Origin of the sequence: Pseudoalteromonas sp. APC 3224, assembly GCF_030407535.1 — a bacterium.
In the GTDB taxonomy this organism is placed as follows: Bacteria; Pseudomonadota; Gammaproteobacteria; order Enterobacterales; family Alteromonadaceae; genus Pseudoalteromonas.
Genome location: NZ_JASDDF010000006.1, coordinates 109,303 through 130,640, shown reverse-complemented (window position 1 = coordinate 130,640; position 21,338 = coordinate 109,303). Strand labels below are relative to the sequence as shown.

20 protein-coding genes are annotated in these 21,338 nt (G+C 41.0%); 11 read left to right on the top strand and 9 right to left on the bottom strand.

Annotated elements, in window-relative coordinates; all coding sequences use genetic code 11:
* Window positions 1–110: 110 nt before the first annotated feature.
* Window positions 111–575 carry a tRNA (uridine(34)/cytosine(34)/5-carboxymethylaminomethyluridine(34)-2'-O)-methyltransferase TrmL gene (trmL, locus tag QL989_RS04835; protein WP_010391841.1) on the top strand — a complete coding sequence of 155 codons (465 nt, stop codon included), beginning with the start codon at window positions 111–113 and terminating at the stop codon, window positions 573–575.
* 76 nt (window positions 576–651) lie between these two features.
* On the opposite strand, the gene gpsA is transcribed toward trmL, so the two are convergent.
* The 4 genes from gpsA to QL989_RS04815 are packed head-to-tail and all read right to left on the bottom strand — an operon-like array spanning window position 652 to window position 2,911.
* Window positions 652–1,659, bottom strand: coding sequence for an NAD(P)H-dependent glycerol-3-phosphate dehydrogenase (gpsA, locus tag QL989_RS04830; protein WP_055012423.1), 1,008 nt, complete (start codon window positions 1,657–1,659; stop codon window positions 652–654).
* 3 nt (window positions 1,660–1,662) lie between these two features.
* A complete protein-coding gene (secB, locus tag QL989_RS04825) occupies window positions 1,663–2,151 on the bottom strand; it encodes a protein-export chaperone SecB (RefSeq protein ID WP_010391837.1) in 489 nt (162 codons plus the stop codon).
* Window positions 2,152–2,189: 38 nt separating this feature from the next.
* The gene (gene grxC / locus QL989_RS04820; protein ID WP_016899746.1) at window positions 2,190–2,447 is read right to left on the bottom strand and encodes a glutaredoxin 3; all 258 of its coding nucleotides are present in this window, start codon (window positions 2,445–2,447) and stop codon (window positions 2,190–2,192) included.
* Between the two features lie 32 nt (window positions 2,448–2,479).
* On the bottom strand, window positions 2,480–2,911 hold the full coding sequence (locus QL989_RS04815) for a rhodanese-like domain-containing protein (RefSeq protein ID WP_010391832.1): 432 nt from the start codon (window positions 2,909–2,911) through the stop codon (window positions 2,480–2,482).
* Between the two features lie 322 nt (window positions 2,912–3,233).
* Between QL989_RS04815 and QL989_RS04810 the strand changes: the two genes are divergently transcribed.
* The 5 genes from QL989_RS04810 (at window position 3,234) to QL989_RS04790 (ending at window position 8,419) form a co-directional block, all read left to right on the top strand.
* The gene (locus QL989_RS04810; RefSeq protein WP_139336331.1) at window positions 3,234–3,431 is read left to right on the top strand and encodes a hypothetical protein; all 198 of its coding nucleotides are present in this window, start codon (window positions 3,234–3,236) and stop codon (window positions 3,429–3,431) included.
* A 188-nt stretch (window positions 3,432–3,619) separates the two neighbouring features.
* On the top strand, window positions 3,620–5,164 hold the full coding sequence (gpmM, locus tag QL989_RS04805) for a 2,3-bisphosphoglycerate-independent phosphoglycerate mutase (protein WP_290168662.1): 1,545 nt from the start codon (window positions 3,620–3,622) through the stop codon (window positions 5,162–5,164).
* Window positions 5,165–5,167: 3 nt separating this feature from the next.
* Window positions 5,168–6,310, top strand: coding sequence for a peptidoglycan DD-metalloendopeptidase family protein (locus QL989_RS04800; protein ID WP_010391825.1), 1,143 nt, complete (start codon window positions 5,168–5,170; stop codon window positions 6,308–6,310).
* A gap of 33 nt (window positions 6,311–6,343) precedes the next feature.
* Complete coding sequence (locus QL989_RS04795; protein ID WP_290168660.1) at window positions 6,344–7,609, top strand: S41 family peptidase; 1,266 nt, start codon at window positions 6,344–6,346, stop codon at window positions 7,607–7,609.
* A 57-nt stretch (window positions 7,610–7,666) separates the two neighbouring features.
* On the top strand, window positions 7,667–8,419 hold the full coding sequence (locus QL989_RS04790; protein WP_138571133.1) for a divergent polysaccharide deacetylase family protein: 753 nt from the start codon (window positions 7,667–7,669) through the stop codon (window positions 8,417–8,419).
* Window positions 8,420–8,477: 58 nt separating this feature from the next.
* On the opposite strand, the gene QL989_RS04785 is transcribed toward QL989_RS04790, so the two are convergent.
* The 5 genes from QL989_RS04785 to ftsY form a co-directional block, all read right to left on the bottom strand.
* The gene (locus tag QL989_RS04785) at window positions 8,478–10,349 is read right to left on the bottom strand and encodes a methyl-accepting chemotaxis protein (RefSeq protein ID WP_290168658.1); all 1,872 of its coding nucleotides are present in this window, start codon (window positions 10,347–10,349) and stop codon (window positions 8,478–8,480) included.
* A gap of 336 nt (window positions 10,350–10,685) precedes the next feature.
* On the bottom strand, window positions 10,686–11,549 hold the full coding sequence (gene rpoH, locus QL989_RS04780; RefSeq protein WP_290168656.1) for an RNA polymerase sigma factor RpoH: 864 nt from the start codon (window positions 11,547–11,549) through the stop codon (window positions 10,686–10,688).
* 499 nt (window positions 11,550–12,048) lie between these two features.
* On the bottom strand, window positions 12,049–13,035 hold the full coding sequence (gene ftsX / locus QL989_RS04775) for a permease-like cell division protein FtsX (protein ID WP_028835596.1): 987 nt from the start codon (window positions 13,033–13,035) through the stop codon (window positions 12,049–12,051).
* Window positions 13,032–13,709: a cell division ATP-binding protein FtsE gene (gene ftsE, locus QL989_RS04770; protein ID WP_290168653.1), complete on the bottom strand. Its 678-nt coding sequence runs from the start codon at window positions 13,707–13,709 to the stop codon at window positions 13,032–13,034. The genes ftsX and ftsE overlap by 4 nt, the downstream gene beginning before the upstream one ends.
* A gap of 93 nt (window positions 13,710–13,802) precedes the next feature.
* The gene (ftsY, locus tag QL989_RS04765) at window positions 13,803–15,815 is read right to left on the bottom strand and encodes a signal recognition particle-docking protein FtsY (RefSeq protein ID WP_290168651.1); all 2,013 of its coding nucleotides are present in this window, start codon (window positions 15,813–15,815) and stop codon (window positions 13,803–13,805) included.
* A gap of 205 nt (window positions 15,816–16,020) precedes the next feature.
* On the opposite strand from ftsY, the gene rsmD reads away from it, so the two are divergent.
* The 5 genes from rsmD to rpoD all read left to right on the top strand — a co-directional run bounded on the left by rsmD (window position 16,021) and on the right by rpoD (window position 21,331).
* Window positions 16,021–16,626: a 16S rRNA (guanine(966)-N(2))-methyltransferase RsmD gene (gene rsmD / locus QL989_RS04760; RefSeq protein WP_290168649.1), complete on the top strand. Its 606-nt coding sequence runs from the start codon at window positions 16,021–16,023 to the stop codon at window positions 16,624–16,626.
* Window positions 16,627–16,771: 145 nt separating this feature from the next.
* The gene (gene rpsU, locus QL989_RS04755) at window positions 16,772–16,987 is read left to right on the top strand and encodes a 30S ribosomal protein S21 (protein WP_002957797.1); all 216 of its coding nucleotides are present in this window, start codon (window positions 16,772–16,774) and stop codon (window positions 16,985–16,987) included.
* Window positions 16,988–17,006: 19 nt separating this feature from the next.
* Window positions 17,007–17,453 carry a GatB/YqeY domain-containing protein gene (locus QL989_RS04750; RefSeq protein WP_008114877.1) on the top strand — a complete coding sequence of 149 codons (447 nt, stop codon included), beginning with the start codon at window positions 17,007–17,009 and terminating at the stop codon, window positions 17,451–17,453.
* 160 nt (window positions 17,454–17,613) lie between these two features.
* Window positions 17,614–19,365, top strand: a complete 1,752-nt coding sequence (dnaG, locus tag QL989_RS04745; RefSeq protein ID WP_290168646.1) for a DNA primase — start codon at window positions 17,614–17,616, stop codon at window positions 19,363–19,365.
* A gap of 124 nt (window positions 19,366–19,489) precedes the next feature.
* Window positions 19,490–21,331, top strand: a complete 1,842-nt coding sequence (gene rpoD, locus QL989_RS04740) for an RNA polymerase sigma factor RpoD (protein ID WP_010391796.1) — start codon at window positions 19,490–19,492, stop codon at window positions 21,329–21,331.
* Window positions 21,332–21,338: the final 7 nt, after the last annotated feature.

The window sequence follows — 21,338 nt, the reverse complement described above, 5'->3', positions numbered from 1 at the left end:
TGCACGTATCTTTCCGTTTTATGCTGTATTTAATGTTTTCAGTATATCATTTTTTATTCATTGTTCGTGTATACTGAGCCCGTCAAATTAAAGATTTTATAGGGCTTATTGTGCTGGATATTGTTTTATACCAACCTGAAATTCCGCCTAACACCGGGAATATCATTCGTTTATGTGCCAATACAGGCTATGCACTGCATTTAATCGAACCGTTAGGGTTTGAGTGGGATGACAAACGTGTAAAACGCGCTGGCCTTGATTATCACGAATTTAGTCATGTGCAACGTCATGCTTCATTTGAAGCTTACTTAGAAAAGTGCCAGCCTAAAAAAGTGTATGCGTGCACCACTAAAGGTAGTCAATTTCATCACCAAGCACAGTATGAAGCGGGTGATTGCTTAGTATTCGGCCCAGAAACCCGAGGCTTACCTGATGATATGATTCAAGCACTGCCAAACGAGCAACGCGTGCGTATTCCTATGCAAGCCGATAGTCGCAGTATGAATCTATCTAATGCGGTCGCTGTGTTTGTGTATGAATCTTGGCGCCAGCTTGGTTTTCCAAACGCCCAATAAGGTTTTAGGTTTTAGGTTTTAGGTTTTAGGTTTTAGGTAAACAAAATACCTGTCACCTAAAACCTAGCAGTTCGTTTTATTCTGATTTCTGTTCACGACCTAATAAGGCCATAGCAGCTGCTTTCATGTCTTTATTTTCATAAAGTACTTTGTATATTTGCTCAGTGATTGGCATTTCAACACCAGCACGCTGCGCGAGTAAATACACTTCTTTGGTATTTCTAAATCCCTCAACTACTTGGCCGATTGATGCAATCGCATCATCAACACTTTCACCTTGACCTAAGGCTAAACCAAAACGGCGATTGCGCGACTGATTATCGGTACAGGTTAGAATTAAATCGCCTAACCCAGCCATCCCCATAAAGGTCTCTGGCTTTGCACCTAGGGCACAACCCAAACGCGATAACTCTGCTAAACCACGGGTAATAAGCGCGGTACGTGCATTTGCACCAAAGCCAACACCATCAGAAATCCCTGCACCAATAGCAATTACGTTTTTAACCGCACCACCAAGCTGTATGCCAATAAAGTCGTCATTGTTGTACACTCTAAACGAGCGACCGCAATGTAATAAATCGGCAATTTGTTTCGCAAATGCTGATGACGTTGATGACACCGAAATAGCGGTTGGTGAGCCCTTAGCCATTTCTTTGGCAAAAGTTGGCCCCGAAAGCACTGCTAATGGTACTTCTTCACCGAGTTCTTGCACTGCCACTTCTTGCAATAAACGCCCAGTATCTGGCTCAAGCCCTTTAGTAGCCCACGCTATTTTTGCATCAGAGCGCAAAGCCGGTTTAATTTGCTTTAACGTGTCAGCAAACGCATGACTTGGCACAACAACTAAAACAATATCGCTAGCTGCTGTTGCATGCTGTAAATCGGCTTCAAGAGTTAAGGTGTCAGGAAAAGGAATATCAGGTAAGTAACGTTGATTTTTTCGCTCAGCTGCAAGCGTCGCAACGTCTTGGCTATTGCGCCCCCATAAAGTCACTTTGTGACCATTTCGGGCTAAACAAATAGCAAGGGCGGTGCCATATGACCCCGCCCCTAAAACAGTAACAGCTGATGTTGCTGTATTCATAAATTATGCGTCTGCTGAAGCCTGCTCAGCTTGCGCTGTGCGTTGCTGCATGTACTGTGCAAATAATGCGTCAAAGTTAACTGGCGCAAGATTAAGTTGTGGAAACGTACCACGGTTTACTAAGTTCGATACCGCTTCACGTGCATATGGGAATAACACGTTAGGACAGAATGCACCTAGCATATGTGCTAATTGCATCTCTTCAACTTCAGCAATAGTAAAAATACCTGCTTGTTGAATTTCACACAAAAACGCAGTTTCTTCACCAATAGATGCCGTCACAGTTAATGCTAAAACAACTTCGTATACACCTTCATCAAGCTTATTAGAACGTGTATCTAAATCTAATTTTACTTCTGGAGCCCACTCTTTTTGAAAAATAGCTGGTGAATTTGGCGTTTCAAACGACACATCTTTAGTGTAAATACGTTGAATAGTAAACTGTGCGCCTGCATCAGCTTCTGCTGCTGCATTTTGATTTTGTTCGTTCATTGTTATTCCTAACCTGTTATTTATTATAATTAATTAAATTAAGCACTCAGCTTAGCGTCAAGGTGACCTTGTGCTTCTAGTGCCATCATGTCGTCACAGCCACCGATGTGTTCATCGTTGATAAAAATTTGTGGAACCGTGCTTGCGCCACCGGCTTTGGCGATCATTTCATCGCGAAGCTCTGGCTGAACGCCAATATCAATGTTTGTGTATTTTACACCTTTGCTGTCTAACAGCGCTAATGCGCGATGACAAAAAGGACAATATCCTTTGGTGTATAAAACAACGTTACTCATAATTAATCCTTAATCGGTTTAGCTAAGAGATATTAGCGACCGCTTGTTGTTGGCAGACTTGCTGATTGCCACGCACCCATACCGCCAGATAAAACATAAACCTGTTCATAGCCTGCTTTATGCATTGCGGTTGCAACACCTGAGGCAGTCATGCCTGCAGCACATACCACTATAATGGGTTTGCTCTTATACTTTTCAAGGGTTGAGAAATCAGATTCTTTAGCTTTTTCTGGGTTTAAGTGCACAGCACCGGCAATATGACCTGTTTTAAACTCTTTTTGCCCGCGCATATCAACAACCTGACCGTCTTCGCGGTTAATAAGTAACGTTAACTGCTGAGGATTGATCTGACGAATTGCTGAAAATTTACTTTTTATTGCGCCACTAACAATAAGAAACGCAATCGCAACCCAAGCTAGGCTTAGAATTGGATGATTTGAGACAAATTCAATATATTGATCCATTCGACTTCCACTATAAAGTTACATGCTAAAACAAGGTGTTTTAGATATTTAATTCATATTTATTGCACTTACACAATGAGTAGTCACTCATCAATAAGTCAATTTAGAGCACTGCTAGGCTACTCTGAGTTTTACCTACACATAGGCTTAACTTACCCCACAAGCCTATTCAATACTTGAATAAAATAGGGATTAGCCGCGCAAGTATACCCAAATCAGCTAAAAATGCGAGTTTAAGCACGCGTGAAAGCCACAATGTAGTGCTCTTTTAACTGAAAAATAACCTAACCCTTTAAAATATTCAATTGAGAGAGTGAGCTCATTGAAAATTTTTAATATCTTCTTTTCATTGCTGATCCTAGCTATAAAACACGGTATGCTTAAGCTTGGCATGTTGGCATTAATGTTAGCGTGTATTTTAGCAACGCTAGGGTCTGTTGATCTTTCAAGGTTAAATTTGCAGCAGCCTGTTTGGTATTTAGGCAAGGCAGAGCCTATGTGGTGTGGTTATTCCCCATAAATAGGCGATAACGCAGCATCAATGCCAAACAGGTGCTGCCCGAAGGGTTCTGCCTAGGGGCGATTTACTCTTTGTTGCTCGGTTTTGACTTAGCCCACTAGGTTACAAACCTCGCGCCGCGATTAAACCGCCCCTAGTTTGAACAAATTTTAATCCGCAAAGGTCAACAGACCCTAATAGGAGTGACTATGACAGAGCATAAAAAACCACTGGTATTAATGATTTTAGATGGCTGGGGATACAGAGAAGATGAGCAAAGTAATGCCATTTTAGCTGCTAATACCCCTGTATTAGATGAGCTTTGGGCAACTCGCCCTCATACATTAATTTCAGCATCGGGTTTAGATGTGGGTCTTCCTGGTGGTCAAATGGGTAATTCTGAGGTTGGCCACGTTAATTTAGGTGCTGGTCGTATTGTGTATCAAGATTTTACTCGCATCACAAAAGCCATTGATGATGGCGAATTTGATACAACCCCTGCACTGGTTGAAAACATTGATAAAGCTGTTCATGCCAACAAAGCCGTTCATATTATGGGACTGCTAAGCCCTGGTGGCGTTCATAGTCACGAAGATCATATTGTGGCGAGTATACAATTGGCTGCAAAACGCGGCGCTAAAGAGGTGTACTTTCATGCCTTTTTAGATGGCAGAGATACTCCCCCACGCAGTGCTAAAGCATCAATTGAGCGTATTGAAGACTTGTTTAGCGAACTTAAATGTGGCCGTTTAGCCTCATTAATTGGTCGTTACTATGCCATGGACAGAGACAACCGCTGGAACCGTGTTGAAAAAGCGTATAATTTAATCACCCTAGGTGAAAGCGACTTTGATTATGAAGATGGCGTAAACGCACTTAACGCGGCTTATGAGCGCGATGAAAATGACGAATTTGTAGCAGCAAGTACTATTACCCCAAAAGGTAGCGAATCAGTAAAAGTAAATGATGGCGACACCATTATATTTGCCAACTTTAGAGCAGACCGCGCACGCGAAATCACTCGCGCCTTTGTCGAACCTGATTTTGACGGCTTTAATAAGAAAAAATCGCCCGAGCTTAGTGCCTTTGTGATGATGACTGAATACGCTGCTGATATTGATGCGCCAGTGGCTTTTGGCCCAACGCCGCTTAATAACGTACTTGGCGAATGGTTTGAAAAACAAGGTAAAACTCAGCTACGTATATCTGAAACTGAAAAATATGCCCACGTTACCTTTTTCTTTAGTGGCGGACGCGAAAATGAGTTTGACGGCGAAACTCGCGAGCTGATCCCATCTCCTCAAGTAGCAACGTATGATTTACAGCCAGAAATGAACTCACAAATGCTTACCGATAAACTCGTTGCAGCAATAAAAAGTGGAAAGTATGATGCCATTATTTGTAACTACCCTAATGGCGATATGGTCGGCCACTCAGGTGTATTTGAAGCGGCAGTAAAAGCCTGTGAAGCAGTAGATAGCTGTATTGGTCGTGTAGTTGATGCCCTTAAAGAATATGGTGGAGAAGCACTAATAACTGCTGATCATGGTAATGCAGAGCAAATGGCAAACCTTAAAACAGGCCAAGCGCACACAGCACATACTAGCGAGCCAGTACCCTTTATTTATGTAGGTCGTGACGCACAAGCGCATACCGGTAAAGCCTTGAGCGATGTTGCACCTACTATGCTGCATTTAATGGGTTTGGAACAACCTGCAGAAATGACCGGTTCGCCAATTATGGTGTTGAAATAATTTATGAATAAAAGCGCATGCCGCATCATTGCGTGTATATGTGTACTAAACTCATTAGCCACTGGCGTTGCAGTGGCTAATGAAGATCGTACCAAAAAAGACCTATCCCAAGTACAAGTTGCTTTAGAGCAAAGCCAAGCTGAGTTTCAACAACAGCAAAAAGAAATAGCTAAACAGCAGCAAAAACTAAAAACACATGAGCTCGCTATAGCGAAAAACGCTAAAGCACTTAATATGGCTGAGCAATCCGTTAAAAAAACACAACAACAGCAAGCAGAGCAACAACAACGCGCGGCAAAGCTTGAAAAACAACAAGCCCAATTTCAACGTATTTTAGCAGCACAGTTAAAAAGTGCTTATATGGCAGGTAGCGATGACTATTCAAAAATGCTACTTAACCAAGAAGATACCGCCAAATTTGAACGCACACTTAGCTACTATAACTACCTGAATAAAGCTCGTATAAAGCAACTTGATGATCTTAAAGCACTGCAAGTTGAGATTGCAAAAAATCAAGCTGAGCTTGCGAAAACAAAAGAGAGGCTCGTTGCTTTATTTGAAGAACAAAAAAGACGACAAGCAGCACTTCTTGGGGCTAAAAATGAGCGCCAAGCAAGCTTACAAAACCTAAAAAAGCAGTTAAATAAAACCAAAAATTCCATTAGCTATTTAGAAGAAAACGAACAAACTCTGATCGCCACTATCAAAGAACTTGAAGAAGAAGAAAAAGTTACAAAAATTGAACTACTTGGCTTAAATCGTAATAAAGGAAAATTAAACTGGCCGAGCAAAGGAAAATTAGCGCATAGGTTTGGTCAACGTAAGCACGGCGGAATAAACTGGAAAGGTGTATTAATTTCTGCATCTGAAGGGACTTCAGTTAATAGCATTGATAATGGCCAAGTAGTATTTGCCGACTGGTTAAAAGGCTATGGCTGGGTAATCGTACTTGACCATGGTCAAGGTTTTATGAGCTTATACGGACACGCACAAACCTTGCTAAAAGACGTGGGTGATATGGTCAGAGAAGGTGAAAGTGTTGCATTAGTTGGGCAAAGCGGTGGACAAGCCGATTCTGGTCTATACTTTGAAATACGTCATAAAGGACGTGCTGTTAATCCCATAAAATGGTGCAGGCGTATTTAATATCAAAATAGCTGCATCCTGTTAGAGGCAGTTATGATAAACACACACATTTGCCAACAAAAAACCTCTGTGAAAAAGCGTGCACCCTGCTTTTGTTTTATCTTATTTGTTTTATTAGTGTTTTTTGGCTTTATAAATACAGCCTATGCAAGCTCGGTTAAAGACTTAGAAAGCCAAAAAATAAATGAAATACTGTTTAATATTCACACCTACTACGTTGATGATTTAGCACTGCAAAACAGTGAGTATATTGAATACAACTCGTCTCAATTTGAACGCTTATACTCTAAGCTCGACGCCTACTCTAAGTATTTAGATAAAAATGAGCTAAATGCATTATTTAATAACACGAATGGTCGCTATACCGGCCTAGGTATAGAAGTAAAAAGCATCGAGCAACGCACCACGATTGTTAAAGTAATTAATAATTCACCAGCCAAACAAGCAGGACTTCGCTCAGGCGATATAATTACTGCCGTTAATCAGCACTATGTAGAAAATAGTCCGATTGATTTAGTTGCACAATACATCAAAGACAGTGCTAACGGTAAAGTACAGCTAAGTATTACCCGTAATAACACTCAAACACCGCTAATATTTAATCTAAGTAGAAAACAAATTAAGCTAACGAGTGTAACTAAGCAACTACTTGACTCAGGTAGCGGTTATATCGCTATTAATAACTTTTCTAATCACACTTTGCATGAAGTTGCCTTGCAAATAGCCGCCATGCAAAACCATTATGGCCATTCATTAAAAGGCCTAATTATTGATTTACGAGATAACCCGGGAGGCACTTTAAACAGTGCAGTTGCGGTAGCAGACCTGTTTCTTCAAGATGGCTTAATTGTAACGACCAAAGGGCGCTTTTATGATTCGAATCAATCTTTTTACGCTAAACGCGGCGATATTTTGAAAGGTGCTCCGATTGTTGTCCTGATTAATGAAAATTCAGCCTCAGCAGCAGAAATACTGGCTGCAGCGTTAAAAGAAAATCTACGTGCAAAAATAGTAGGGAGTCAGTCGTTTGGTAAAGGAACAGTGCAATCACTTATTCCATTAGGCGACGGCGATACCGCCTTAAAACTAACCACCGCACGTTACTTTACACCACTGGGAGAGTCTATTGAAGGGATTGGCGTAACTCCAAATGTGGCGATTAATCAAACAACACTTCCACAAACAAATAAAGCCGTTATAATAAAAAATGAACAATCAGAACAAAACACCGTTTTCAACACTGAAGAATTAGCCGATATCCAGTTAGTAAAAGCAAAACAGCTACTTAGCATGCAATAAAAACGGTAAACTATTTAAAGATAATAAAAATTATAAAACGTGAAAATTATAAATTTAATGGTGTTAGCTGGGCTTTTTTTAATCCTATTTGCTACACCCCATGGTGTTAAAGCCAAACAAATAGCCATAGTGATCGATGACATAGGTTATCATCAACGTGACCTAGAATTCCTAAGTTTACCTGGGCAATTGTCTTATTCAATTTTGCCTCATACCCCCTATTCTCAAATATTTGCAACCCTTGCTAGTCAGTCAGATAAAGAGCTCCTGTTGCATGTGCCTATGCAAGCTTTAAATGGTAAAAAGCTAGGCCCTGGGGCACTTACTTTAAATATGGATAAAGCACAACTTCAACAAACACTCGGTAATGCACTGGCGAGTTTGCCACAAGTTAAAGGGGTTAATAATCATATGGGTTCTGCACTCACTCAGCAAAGCCAAGCAATGAAGTGGACCATGGAAGTACTTAAAAAGCGGCAGTTGTATTTTCTCGATAGCCGAACAACCGAATTAAGCCAGGCGCAAAATGCAGCTAACTTTTTGGGGGTAGAAAATATTGGTCGGCATGTATTTTTAGATAATATAACTACCCCTGAGCAGCTACAATTTAGGTTAGAAGAGCTAAAGTCAAAAGCAACTAAATATCAGTTTGCCATTGCAATAGCGCACCCCTACCCCGAAACTATCGATTTTTTACGCCAAGCTTTGCCGCAATTAATCGAGCAAGGATTTGAACTGGTACCAGTATCACAGCTGGTAGAACGTAAGTATGTACAAATAGCCCAACAACAAGCCATTTCATTAAACTGATGGAGTAAGCAAACGCCTTACCCCAACAGTTAATTTAACTCAATTATAAGTATGGTATTTATAAAACAAATGTCGCTACCTTGGCATTTAGATCTGTAGCTCTGTCTTTTAATACTTCGGCTTGGCTTAAATGCGCGGTAGCTGAGGTAGTTATTTCATCGGTTACATCTTTAATAGCAACCGTATTTCTAGTAATTTCATTGGTCACTTGCGTTTGCTCTTCTGCTGCAACCGCTATTTGACCCGCCATATCAGAAATCTCATTTACCGCCAAAGTAATTTCTTCTAGTGCGTGTGCGGCAGCATTTACATCATCCACACTATTGTTGGCATAGCCCTTACTGCTGTCCATCAAGCTCACTGCTTTTTTAGTGGTGTTTTGTAAGGTTTCTATAGTGGTATAAATTTCGGCTGTAGAGTTTTGTGTTCTTCTTGAGAGCACACGCACCTCATCGGCAACCACAGCAAAACCACGGCCTTGTTCACCGGCGCGTGCGGCCTCTATTGCAGCATTAAGCGCTAAGAGATTTGTTTGCTCAGCAATTTCTTGAATGGTAGTTAAAATGCTCGATATAGCCTGAGCATGCAAACTTAATTCACCAATAACTGTGGTAGTTTGGTCTATTTCGCCCGCAAGTGAATTAATCGTGTTTCTGGTTTTATCAACTAACAGCTTACCTTCACGGCTACTTTGTGCCGATTGTTGCGATGCGGTTGCAGTGTTTTCTGCATTAGCGGCAATTTCATGGGTTGCACTCGCCATTTCTGTGACCGCGGTAGCAACCATAGCCACTTCTTGTTGCTGACGCTGCAACTCACTGACACTGCTTTGGTTGGTGATCAAGCTTTTCTCTGCATCAAAGTCTAAGTCAGTAGCTAATTGACGAATATGACTGATCAGTTCATGTTGGCTGCTAACAAAACGATTAAAACTATCAGCCAGAACCCCAACTTCATCTTGCGTATCAACAGTTATACGCTGGGTTAAATCACCGTTACCATCTGCAATTGTTGATAAAGCTTGCGACACTCGGCTCAAAGGAGCGAGCAATACACCCAATAACCATGAAATAGCCAACACACTCAGTAAAAGTGCTACTGCAACCAGCACTAATTGGGTCAGCAATAAACTAATAAGCGGAGCCTCTAAAGTTTGTTTATCCAATACAAACAACAACTGCCAATCTGTATTGTTAATGTTTTCACCCCAAACTAGCTTCTCTCGGCCTTCACTCTCAAAGTAAACAGAAGTAAATTCACCGTTTTGACTGTTAGATAAAATTAATTGATGATTTATTTTCGAGTCAATACGCGTAATATCTGCCATTACTTTTCTAGCGTCTTTGTAGGCAATCACAGTGCCATCTTTATGCATCATAATGGCGTACCCATCTGCAGGCAAAGACATTGTATTGACGCTATCAACCAGGGCCTCAATCGATAAATCCCCGGCAACCACACCGCTTTGCGTGGTTTTAGCAATAGAAACAACCAACTGATTAAACGCGGTATCTAAATAAGGTTTGGTAATTACGGTGCTACTTTGAAGCAGTGCTTGTTTATACCATGGACGAGTGCGCGGATCGTAGCCGGTGCGATCAATACTGGGATCAGAGTCAGTCATTTTTCCGCTACTATCTCCAAAGTAAGTTAACTGAAAGCCACCTGAAAATGCTGCTTGCTGAAGTGCGCTGAGCGTGTTGCCCTCAACCTTATTCGCAACCGATTTAATTATCTGCTGACGACTAGCTAGCCAATCTTCAATACTCGTAGCCTGTTGCTTACCAGATTGGCTTACGTTATCGATACTGCTTTTTAGCAGTAACGCTTTTTGAGAGGTATAGCTATTCCACGACAGCAATAAAATAATAACGGCTAGGGCAAGAACGACCGATAGCAAGATTTTTTTCTTTAGTGAATATGAGTTCATATTGAGTGTAAATACTCGCGTTAAATGAAATTGAAAGGCAACAAACCAGTAATTAAATGACTTAATTTAGGCTACGATTTGAGCGATAAGTCGCTCAGGTGCGCGAATATTTTCATATACCCAAATTAAAAACAAACTAAAATCATGTATTTAAATTAAAACCAAACTTATTCATTAATTTTAAAGAGCGTATATTTAATTAAAAGATACATAGATGTGACTAGAGGTAAGCAGAACAAGAAAAACGATACTTTCTATTAACCTTTTTAGTTAGCTTTTTTAGTTAAAAAAAAGCCCCGCATTTTCATGCAGGGCTTAATCAGTTTTTTAGTGCGATTAACTCATCGCGCTTTGTAATTTTTTCATTGCTGTTTTTTCCAGCTGGCGAACACGCTCTGCTGATACGCTGTATTTTTCAGCCAGCTCTTGCAGCGTTGCTTTATCGTCTGACAACCAACGAGCACTAACAATATCTTGAGAACGCTCATCGAGAGTTTTCAAAGCGCTAAATAAACGCGTATGTGACTGTTCTTGCCATTGTTGCTGTTCAATGTCGTCAGCTAAATCAGCAGAACCATCGGTTAAGTACTGTACCGGTGAGTAAGTACTAGTTGGCGCGTCATCATTATCGTCGCCAGTTAAATCAAAGCCCATGTCTTGGCCGCTCATACGCGATTCCATTTCACGCACTTCTTTTTCACTCACACCTAGCTCGCTAGCTACTGTGCTCACTTCAGCTTGGTTAAACCAACCTAAACGCTTTTTATTTTTACGTAAGTTAAAAAACAATTTACGTTGTGCTTTGGTTGTCGCTACTTTAACGATACGCCAGTTCTTAAGCACAAACTCATGAATTTCGGCTTTAATCCAATGAACGGCAAATGAAACCAAACGTACACCCACTGTTGGGTCAAAACGTTTTACTGCTTTCATCAGTCCGATGTTACCTTCTTGAATTAAATCAGCTTGAGGTAACCCGTAGCCCGAGTAGCTTTTAGCTATGTGCGCTACAAAGCGCAAATGCGACATAATGAGTTGCTTTGCAGCACTAAGATCGCCTTCTTCCTGAAGTCTTTTTGCAAGTTCCTGCTCTTGCTCAACTTTAAGCATAGGAATAGTACTAACAGCTTGAAGGTAGCCGTCCATACTTGCGCTTTGTTGCCCAACTGTAAGTGCCATTGCGTATAAATCTTTACTCATTTTTCACCTCGGTGATAAACATTTGAAACCATCTTAGCACTCTTTTAGTAAGAGTGCTAACTTGAATTTAAAACTTTTTTGAATCATAAATCAAGTGGTTTTTTTAGTGTTAAGTCAGTCTACGCTAGGCGACTGAATAACCTATGAATTGATTTAGCCAAAACAAAAATAACCTTTTTGCTTTGGCTTTTTTATTATTTTAAACTTAAAACATGACAGTTTTAAGAATTATATTAGGGTCTGTTGACCTTTGCGGATTATAATTTGTTCAAACTAGGGGCGGTTTAATCGCGGCGCGAGGTTTGTAACCTAGTGGGCTAAGTCAAAACCGAGCAACAAAGAGTAAATCGCCCCTAGACAGAACCCGAAGGGCAGCGCCTGTTTGGCATTGATGCTGCGTTATCGCCTATTTATGGGGAATAACCACACCACATAGGCTCTGCCTTGCCTAAGTACCAAACAGACTGCTGCAAATTTAACTTTGAAAGGTCAACAGACCCTACACCTTATCGGGTTCTATTTCTGAGATGTAACGGTTAACCGATAAGTAAGAACCAATAAAGCCTAAGCTAGTGGCCAACAATACCAACGCGCCAAATTCATTAAGGCTAAGCCCTATTAGCGTAAAGCTGGTTTGATATACCCCTGCAACACTGCTTACCGCAGCAGATAGCCACCACATCATTAATGCTACGCAAATAAAAGCAAACAATCCGCCAATCACGCCATACCAAATGCCAGTCCATAAAAAGGGGGCATGAATAAAGGTATTAGTTGCCCCTACGAGCTTCATTACCTGTATTTCTTCTTTTTTATCCATAATAGATAAACGAATTGTGTTGCCTATAATAAGCGTCACTGAGGTAAGTAATAATAGCGCAATCGTAATTACACTTTCTTTTAACAAACTGAGTAATGCATTTAGGCGCTCAAGCCAAGCAATATCAAGCTTACCAAAGTCAACTTCGCGTTCACCTTCAAGTTTTTTAAGCAATAGCTTAGCCGCATTAGGTTGGCTATGTCGCTGGGTTGGTGTAACTAAAACCACATTCGGTAATGGGTTACTATCTAGGTATTCTAAAGCCTGACCAAACCCAGACATTTCTTTGAATTCATCCAAAGCCTCAGTGCGAGAAATAAAAGTCACACTTTGTATTTCAGGATATAGCGCTAAGCGTTTAACTAAAGTTTGCGTTTCTTGCTCACTCATATCCTCTTTTACAAACAAGGATATTTCGCTGGCTTGCTCAAAACCACTACTCACTTGCTGCACATTTTTAACCACTAAGTATAACGTTGCGGGCAACGTTAAACTCAAACCCAGTACAGCAATGGTCATCATAGAGGCTAATGGCGTTCGCCACATTTCCCCAAGACTGTACACACCTTGGCGAAAAATATTAATAATGAAAAAGTAACCGCCAGAGAATACGGATTTTTTTTGTTTATCATTACTATTTTGACGGCTTTTGAACAGTAAACTCATAATACACCCTCAGCCAGTGGATCTTGGCTCATTCGTCCATCATGAAGCGTTAAACTGCGGTACTTCATCCGTGACACTAAGCCCAAATCATGAGTGGCAATTACAACCGTGGTGCCATGTTTATTAAAGTCTTCAAACAGGCGTAATATTTCCATTGATAATTCAGGGTCTAAGTTACCGGTAGGTTCATCGGCTAGCAATATAGGTGGCGAATTGACGATGGCTCGTGCAATCCCCACTCGTTGTTGTTCACCACCAGAAAGTGTAGAAGGGTGACAGCGCACTTTATCTAACAAGCCCACTTTATCAAGCGCTCCATGCACACGTTTGGCAATTTGCTTGTGGTGAGTCCCTTCAATAATTAAGGGCAAAGCAACGTTATCAAATACCGTATATCGCTCTAATAATCGATGATTTTGAAAAATAATACCAATGTCGCGACGTGCATACGGAATTTGACGGGAATTTAATTTATTTAAATCCACGCCATTAATAAACACGTTTCCTGCAGAAGGACGTTCCATTAAGCTAATAAGCTTTAATAGTGTACTTTTACCAGCCCCACTGTGGCCAGTTAGAAAGGCCAATTCGCCAGGCTTTATATGAAAGTTCACTTTTTCAAGCGCACGGTGTCCACCGGCATAGGTTTTACTTACTTGCTGAAAATTTATCATTTTTTATTATTGCCAATTTATTGTTAGCCTTAGGCTCTAAAATAAAATGGTATTCCTCGCAATTAAAAAGGGAGCAGGCTCCCTTTTGGTAAATTAAGCGTCGTCCTCATCTTGACTAAATAGCGCGTCAATAAAGTCATCGCTCTTGAAGGTACGTAAATCATCAATACTTTCACCTACGCCAATGTAACGAATAGGAATATTAAACTTATCGGCAACGGCAAAAATAACCCCACCTTTAGCAGTACCATCAAGCTTTGATAATGTGATACCTGTTAAACCTACACATTGATTAAATAAGTTTACTTGGCTAATTGCATTTTGGCCTGTACCAGCATCAATAGTCAGCATCACTTCATGAGGTGCATCAGGGTCTACTTTTTTCATTACACGGGCTATTTTTTCAAGCTCTTGCATTAAGTTATCTTTATTTTGCAAGCGCCCTGCTGTATCAGCAATTAACACATCGACATTACGTGCTTTTGCAGCTTGAAAAGCATCAAATACTACCGATGCACTATCAGCACCTGTATGTTGAGCTATTACCGGAATGCTGTTGCGTTCACCCCATACTTGAAGCTGCTCTACCGCTGCAGCTCTAAAAGTATCACCGGCAGCAAGCATGACCGACTTACCTTGATTTTGGAATTGCTTGGCCATTTTACCAATGGTGGTGGTTTTACCTACGCCGTTTACCCCTACCATTAAAATAACAAAAGGTTTTTTATCTGCTGGTATTTCTAAAGGCTGCTCTGCTGTTTTTAGCATAGTTGCCATTTCTTGCTTCATAAGCTCATAAAGCGCATCACCATCTTTAAGTTGCTTGCGATCGGCTGCATCAGTTAAATTATCAATGAGCTTCATGGTGGTATCAACACCGAGATCAGCAGTAAGTAACTGAGTCTCTAGCTCTTCAAATAACTCGTCGTCAATTTTTTTACCGCTAAAAATTGACGAGAAACCAGAGCCAATATTAACTCGAGTTTTAAGTAAGCCTTTTTTAAGACGAGAGAAAAAGCCTTCTTTTTTAGGTTTTTCCGCTTTTTTTGCCTCTTCCTCTGCAAGCTCTGCGGTCAGTCGCTGCTGCTCTAGACGCTCAGCCTCTTCTTCAGCTGCAATACGCTGTTGCTCTAAACGTTCGTTCTCTGCTTGCTCTGCTGCAATACGCTGTTGCTCTAAACGCTCACTCTCTGCTTGCTCTGCTGCAATACGCTGTTGTTCTAAACGCTCACTCTCTGCTTGTTCTGCTGCAATACGCTGTTGCTCTAAACGCTCATTCTCAGCTTTTTCTGCTGCAATACGCTGTTGTTCTAAGCGCTCATTTTCAGCTTGCTCTGCTGCAATGCGCTGTTGCTCTAAACGCTCATGCTCAGCTTGCTCTGCTGCAATACGCTGTTGTTCTAAGCGCTCATTTTCAGCTTGCTCTGCTGCAATACGCTGTTGTTCTAAACGCTCATTTTCAGCTTGTTCAGCCGCGATACGTTCTTGCTCTAACAACATTTTCGCTTCTTGTTCAGCTAAACGTTTAGCTTGCTCTTGTCTTTGCTGCTCTGCATCCGCCTGTTGTTTAGCTAATAGCTCAGCGTTAGCTTGTTCAATCGCTTGTTTTTCTGCTGCCGCAGCGCGTTGTGCTTGCGCCTGTGTCTCTTGCTCTAACAACATTTGCGCTTCTTGCTCTGCTAAACGTTGAGCTTGCTCTTGTCTTTGCTGCTCGGCATCTGCCTGTTGTTTAGCCAATAGCTCAGCGTTAGCTTGTTCAATCGCTTGTTTTTCTGCTGCCGCAGCGCGTTGTGCTTGCGCCTGTTTTTCTTGCTCTAAACGCTCTGTCTCTGCTTTTTCGGCAGCTATTCGTTGTTGTTCGGCTTTTTCAGCTTGCTCTTGCGCTAAACGTTCTGCTTCAGCTTGTTCAGCTGCAATTCGGGCTTGTTCTAAACGTTCGGCTTCAGCTTGCAAACGCTCTGCCTCGGCCTTCTCTGCTGCTAAGCGCTCCTGTTCGGCTTTTTCTGCCTGCTCGTTTGCTAATGCTTGTTGTTTATCAGCTTCTGCTTGTTTTTTATCTGACTTGCCAAAACCGAGCCACGACATGAATTTACTTTTTTTTGCCATACTTGCTAATAACCACTTATAAAAATCTGATAAACTAACGATAATGATAGCGTGCTTTTAAGCCTAAATAATTGCTTTTTAGCAACACGTTATCCTCGAGGGTGCATAATAGTAACACTTTTAGCGCAGTTGAAAAATGACACGCCGTGATATGATTGCAATATTATCTGAGCTAGATCATAGATACCAATTTTTAGTGAGTTAAATGAGAAAAAAAAACACACAAAATAACACCACCCATAAATCAGCCGATGGCTTTATTAGAATCATTAGCGGCCAATTTCGCGGTCGTAAACTGCCAGTAAAAGACGTTCAAGGCTTGCGCCCTACAACCGACAGAATAAAAGAAACGGTATTCAATTGGTTAATGCACGACACCCGCGATGCACGCACTCTCGATTGCTTTGCCGGCTCTGGTGGTTTAGGATTTGAAGCGCTATCTCGCTTTGCTAAAAACACCACATTTTTAGAGCTTGATCCGCTAGCAGCAAAACAGCTAACGCAAAATATTGCCACTCTTAATGCACAAAATGCACAAGTACTTAATACTAATACTTTGACCTTTCTTGAAAGCAAAAACACCAATGACACATTTAATTTAGTTTTTATTGACCCGCCATTTCGCAAAAATTTAGCCCAATCATGCTGTGATTTATTAGAAAATAATCAATGGCTCGACTCTGACGCACTAATATATGTTGAAGTAGAAACGGAGTTAAGCTCGTTTAAAGCACCTAGTAACTGGTTGTTAATAAAAGAGAAAAAAGCTGGGCAAGTTTTTTGCAGGCTATACCAACGGCATATAAATTAACACTGTTTTAGCGGTCGGGTTTCTGTTAATATTATCCTTTACATGTGGTGTTGCTTCGGATTACAATACCGCACCATTTTTGAACCACTTGATCAATGTTTGATCAACTTGAGCAACGCTCATAATTTAGGTAGGTGAATTTTTAATGCCAGTAATTAAAGTAAGAGAGAACGAACCGTTTGACGTAGCACTTCGTCGCTTCAAGCGTTCATGTGAAAAAGCAGGTATCCTTTCAGAAGTTCGTCGTCGCGAGCACTATGAAAAACCAACAGCTGAGCGTAAGCGTAAAAAAGCAGCTGCTGTTAAACGTCACATGAAAAAACTTTCTCGTGATAACGCTCGTCGCGTTAAATTATACTAATATATTAGGTCTTGTATAAATGAGCCTTTTAATAACGCTAAAAGATGCGCAAAAAGATGCGATGAGAGCTAAAGACAAACAACGTCTTAATCCTATTCGCATGGTACTTGCTGCAATCAAGCAACGTGAAATTGACGAGCAAATAACACTAGACGACGCAGGTATTACCTCCGTTATAGTGAAGCTTGTTAAACAACGTCGCGACTCTTACACTCAGTACAAAGATGCTGGGCGTGATGATTTAGCTGAAATTGAAGCCAATGAGATTACAGCACTTGAAGCTTTTTTACCTCAACAATTGAGTGAAGAAGAAATCATTGCTCTCATTGACGCGGCTATTGCTGATACTAACGCAGCAGGTATGCAAGACATGGGTAAAGTAATGGGTATAATCAAAAGCAAAGCCGAAGGTCGTGCCGATATGGGCAAAATCTCAGGTTTAATTAAGCAACGATTAACTGCCTAATACTCCCACATACATTAAGTATGATTGAAGTAAACCGAGCCTTGAGCTCGGTTTCTTCGTTTAGAGCACTTCAAAAAAATATGCATTTGTGTTCCAATCTCTGCGTATTATAATTCGCTTTTAACACTTTTATATTTACCTTAGGGCTGTACTTTAAACAATGGCTGGAAAGATCCCACGCAACTTTATCGATGATTTATTGGCACGAACCGATATTGTCGACCTGATTGACTCAAAGGTAGGGTTGAAAAAAGCGGGCAAAGACTATCAAGCTTGCTGTCCTTTTCACAATGAAAAATCGCCTTCGTTTACTGTATCGCAAGATAAACAGTTTTATCATTGCTTTGGCTGTGGCGCTAACGGCAATGCTATTTCTTTTGTTATGGAATATGACAAACTTGAGTTTGTTGATGCAATTGAAGAGCTAGCCAGTTTACTTAACCTAGATGTTCCTCGCGAACAAGGAAGTAGTAATGGCCCAGAACGCACCGCAGCACAAAAACGTTCAGACTACGATTTAATGCTCCATGCAGCGCGTTTTTATCAACACCAGTTAAAACATCATAGTAATTCTGAAACAGTAATAGACTATGTAAAAGGTCGCGGCTTAAGCGGCGCAACAGTTAAAAAGTTTATGATGGGCTATGCGCCCAGCGAATGGGAAGGCCTCTGCCAACAGCTTGGACGTAATCAAGAACAAAAAGAGCAATTAGTTGAGCTGAAGCTCGCATCTGAAAAAACGCCAGGTAAGCAATTCGATTTTTTCCGTGATCGTTTAATGTTTCCTATCCGTGATAAACGCGGTCGCGTCATTGCTTTTGGTGGCCGTGTAATGCAAGCAGATCAGGGGCCAAAATATTTAAACTCTCCTGAAACACGTATATTCCACAAAGGCTTTGAGCTTTATGGCCTTTATGAAGCAAAGCAAGCACACAAAAAGCTCGATCATGTACTTATAGTCGAAGGTTACATGGACGTAGTAGCGCTGGCAGAACAAGGTATAGAATACGCAGTTGCCGCACTCGGTACAGCGACAACCAGCGAGCACATGCACACCTTATTTAGAACCACCGACAAAGTTATTTGTTGCTACGACGGTGACCGTGCAGGTAAAGATGCCGCGTGGCGCGCACTGGAAAACGCACTTCTTTATTTAAACGATGGCAAAGCACTGCATTTTGTATTTTTACCCGATGGTGAAGACCCTGATTCACTCGTTCAACAAGAAGGTAAAGAGGCTTTTGAGCAACGCCTTGAAAACGCCGATGACTTCACTAAAGTGCTGTTTAATAAACTAAGTAAAGAGATTGATTTAACACTTGATTCCGGTAAAGCTAAGCTACTTAGTGCAGCATTGCCATTAATTGAAAAGATCCCGAGTGAGTTCTATCAAGAAAATATCCTAGAGCAGTTAGGCCGATTAATTGGTCGCACCCGTGAGCAACTTAATAATCACTTAAAAACGCCAAAACAACAGCAAGCAATTGAACGCAAATTTAAAATTACCCCCATGCGCCAAGCGATAGGTATTTTAATTCAGCATCCTAATTTGGCGAAAAGCGTGCCCTACTTGCCTGATTTAGCACAAATGAATATTGCAGGAATCGGCTTGTTATTACGCCTACAACATCAAGCGTTACAAAAAGATGGCATTACCACTGCACAAATTCTCGAATCATTTAGAGATACTGATGACTATGAGCCACTAACTAAGTTGGCGACATGGCAACATCAAATAAATGAAGAGCGTTTAGAGACTGTTTTTCAAAATACTTTTAAATTTATTGAAGATCAGTGTTTAAATTATCGACTAGAGACCCTATTAATAAAAGACAAGACACAGGGCTTAAATAGCGATGAACGACTAGAATGTCATTTGCTAATGACAGCGTTAAAAGCAACGAACAGCTAGTCAGATTTGATTTAGGCTGTTATACTGTGCTATTCACTGCGTCACATTATTCTGGTTAGCCTTTGAGCAAACTCCATGATGGCGCCTGTTGTATCAACTTATCAGAGTGGAAGAAACAATCTCTATGGATCCAACTCCTCAGTCACAATTAAAACTTCTGATTCAAAAAGGTAAAGAGCAAGGTTACTTAACTTTTGCAGAAGTTAATGATCACCTTCCACAAGATATTATCGACTCAGATCAAGTAGAAGATATCATTAGCATGATTAATGACATGGGTATCAAGGTTAGCGAAAACGCGCCTGATGCTGATGAATTAATGATGCAAGAAACCACGACAGACGAAGACGCAGCGGAAGCTGCCGCTGCAGCCCTTGCTACTGTAGAAAAAGAAATCGGCCGTACAACAGACCCTGTTCGCATGTACATGCGTGAAATGGGTACTGTTGAACTTCTTACCCGTGAAGGCGAAATTGTTATCGCTAAACGTATTGAAGAAGGCATTAACCAAGTACAGATTTCGGTTGCTGAATACCCAGAAGCGATCACTTACCTACTTGAACAGTGGGATAAATTTGAAGCAGAAGAGATGCGCCTTAGCGACATTATCTCTGGCTTTTTCGATCCTGATGCAGACGAAGCACCACCAATTGCTGCCACTAACATTGGTTCTGAATTAAGCGAAAAACAGCTTGATGACAGCGACGATGATGATGACAGCGATGATGAAGACGAAGAAGAAGTAGATACAGGTCCAGATCCTGAAGAAGCGCGCATCCATTTCGAAAACTTACGTGATTTATACACTAAAGCACGTGAAACATTCGATAAGAAAGGTCGCTCTCATCCAGAATCTCAAGCCGCTATTTTAGAAATTGGTGAGTTGTTCAGAACCTTTAAACTTGTGCCTAAACAATTTGACCGCATGGTTAATAACATGCGTGAAATGATGGACCGAGTTCGCGTTCAAGAACGTCTTATCATGAAGCATGCAGTACAAGTTTCAAAGCTTCCAAAGAAAACCTTTGTTAAGCACTTTGCAAACAACGAAACTGACACAGCATGGCTTGATATTGAAATTGCAGCTAACGAAAAGCATTCAGCTAAACTTGAAGAAGTGAAGCCTGAAATACTTCGTTGTATTAGCAAACTTTCTTCAATGGAAGAAAGCACTGGCTTAAGCATTGAACGTATTAAAGATATAAACCGTCGCATGAGTATTGGTGAAGCGAAAGCGCGCCGTGCTAAAAAAGAGATGGTAGAAGCGAACTTACGTCTGGTAATTTCAATCGCTAAAAAATACACCAACCGTGGTTTACAGTTCTTGGATTTAATTCAAGAAGGTAATATTGGTTTGATGAAAGCGGTTGATAAGTTTGAATACCGTCGTGGTTATAAGTTCTCTACTTATGCTACGTGGTGGATTCGCCAAGCAATTACTCGCTCTATTGCTGACCAAGCAAGAACGATCCGTATTCCAGTACATATGATTGAAACGATCAATAAATTGAACCGTATTTCACGTCAAATGTTACAAGAAATGGGTCGTGAGCCAAATCCAGAAGAATTAGCTGAACGCATGATGATGCCTGAGGATAAAATCCGTAAGGTACTTAAGATTGCAAAAGAGCCAATTTCAATGGAAACACCAATTGGTGATGATGAAGATTCGCACTTAGGCGACTTCATTGAAGATACTACTATTGATTCGCCTATCGATTCGGCAACAATGGAGTCTCTTCGTGGCGCAACTAACGATGTGCTCGCTGGCTTAACTGCCCGTGAAGCGAAAGTACTGCGTATGCGTTTTGGTATTGATATGAATACCGACCACACGTTAGAAGAAGTAGGTAAGCAGTTTGATGTAACACGTGAGCGTATTCGTCAAATTGAAGCGAAGGCACTACGTAAATTACGTCACCCTTCTCGCTCTGATTTACTGAAAAGCTTTTTAGACGCTAAATAATCTAGCG

Bases quoted from the DNA above. Each gene is read 5' to 3' on its own strand.
- gpsA (WP_055012423.1), bottom strand. From the start codon at position 1,659: ATGAATACAGCAACATCAGCTGTTACTGTTTTAGGGGCGGGGTCATAT.
- secB (WP_010391837.1), bottom strand. From the start codon at position 2,151: ATGAACGAACAAAATCAAAATGCAGCAGCAGAAGCTGATGCAGGCGCA.
- grxC (WP_016899746.1), bottom strand. From the start codon at position 2,447: ATGAGTAACGTTGTTTTATACACCAAAGGATATTGTCCTTTTTGTCAT.
- QL989_RS04815 (WP_010391832.1), bottom strand. From the start codon at position 2,911: ATGGATCAATATATTGAATTTGTCTCAAATCATCCAATTCTAAGCCTA.
- gpmM (WP_290168662.1), top strand. From the start codon at position 3,620: ATGACAGAGCATAAAAAACCACTGGTATTAATGATTTTAGATGGCTGG.
- QL989_RS04800 (WP_010391825.1), top strand. From the start codon at position 5,168: ATGAATAAAAGCGCATGCCGCATCATTGCGTGTATATGTGTACTAAAC.
- QL989_RS04795 (WP_290168660.1), top strand. From the start codon at position 6,344: ATGATAAACACACACATTTGCCAACAAAAAACCTCTGTGAAAAAGCGT.
- QL989_RS04790 (WP_138571133.1), top strand. From the start codon at position 7,667: ATGGTGTTAGCTGGGCTTTTTTTAATCCTATTTGCTACACCCCATGGT.
- QL989_RS04785 (WP_290168658.1), bottom strand. From the start codon at position 10,349: ATGAACTCATATTCACTAAAGAAAAAAATCTTGCTATCGGTCGTTCTT.
- rpoH (WP_290168656.1), bottom strand. From the start codon at position 11,549: ATGAGTAAAGATTTATACGCAATGGCACTTACAGTTGGGCAACAAAGC.
- ftsX (WP_028835596.1), bottom strand. From the start codon at position 13,035: ATGAGTTTACTGTTCAAAAGCCGTCAAAATAGTAATGATAAACAAAAA.
- ftsE (WP_290168653.1), bottom strand. From the start codon at position 13,709: ATGATAAATTTTCAGCAAGTAAGTAAAACCTATGCCGGTGGACACCGT.
- ftsY (WP_290168651.1), bottom strand. From the start codon at position 15,815: ATGGCAAAAAAAAGTAAATTCATGTCGTGGCTCGGTTTTGGCAAGTCA.
- rsmD (WP_290168649.1), top strand. From the start codon at position 16,021: ATGAGAAAAAAAAACACACAAAATAACACCACCCATAAATCAGCCGAT.
- rpsU (WP_002957797.1), top strand. From the start codon at position 16,772: ATGCCAGTAATTAAAGTAAGAGAGAACGAACCGTTTGACGTAGCACTT.
- QL989_RS04750 (WP_008114877.1), top strand. From the start codon at position 17,007: ATGAGCCTTTTAATAACGCTAAAAGATGCGCAAAAAGATGCGATGAGA.
- dnaG (WP_290168646.1), top strand. From the start codon at position 17,614: ATGGCTGGAAAGATCCCACGCAACTTTATCGATGATTTATTGGCACGA.
- rpoD (WP_010391796.1), top strand. From the start codon at position 19,490: ATGGATCCAACTCCTCAGTCACAATTAAAACTTCTGATTCAAAAAGGT.